At 35.4% G+C, this 379-nt stretch carries 1 protein-coding gene; it reads right to left on the bottom strand.

Features of this window, described 5'->3' with window-relative positions; translation table 11 throughout:
• On the bottom strand, positions 1-350 hold a 350-nt coding region (locus tag ASC50_RS07545; protein WP_226995423.1), incomplete at its 3' end, for a hypothetical protein.
• Positions 351-379: the final 29 nt, after the last annotated feature.

The raw sequence follows: 379 nt of genomic DNA, 5'->3' as shown, positions 1-379 counted from the left end.
CGTAATTCTTGAACTATTCTAAATAATTTTGCTCGCGCCATAAATATAGTTCCGGAAACATACCTGACTTTACATGATAATCCGTGTTTTTGCAATAAATCCAATGCTTGAGCAATTGTTTCTTTATCTCGTCGTCTTGGCTTGCTCACTATACCTTGATAATCCGCAATCATTCCCAATTTTTCATCCGCGTTTAATGTGTCAAGGCATTTTTGGAATCCGGTTTGCGATGATATGAAATTTAGCAAATATTTTCTTCTCGAAATGCCGTACATATACTCACCACAAAAATAATGGTTCGTTAAGTCGCGTCGAGTATGCAGTTTTACAATGTACGAATAATCATCCAAATCAACAGAGTTCAGTATATGTATAAATG

The sequence above is a fragment of the Candidatus Symbiothrix dinenymphae genome (assembly GCF_001431085.1).
Note: the sequence above shows the minus strand (reverse complement) of the source record. Positions and strands in the feature narration are given on the sequence as shown.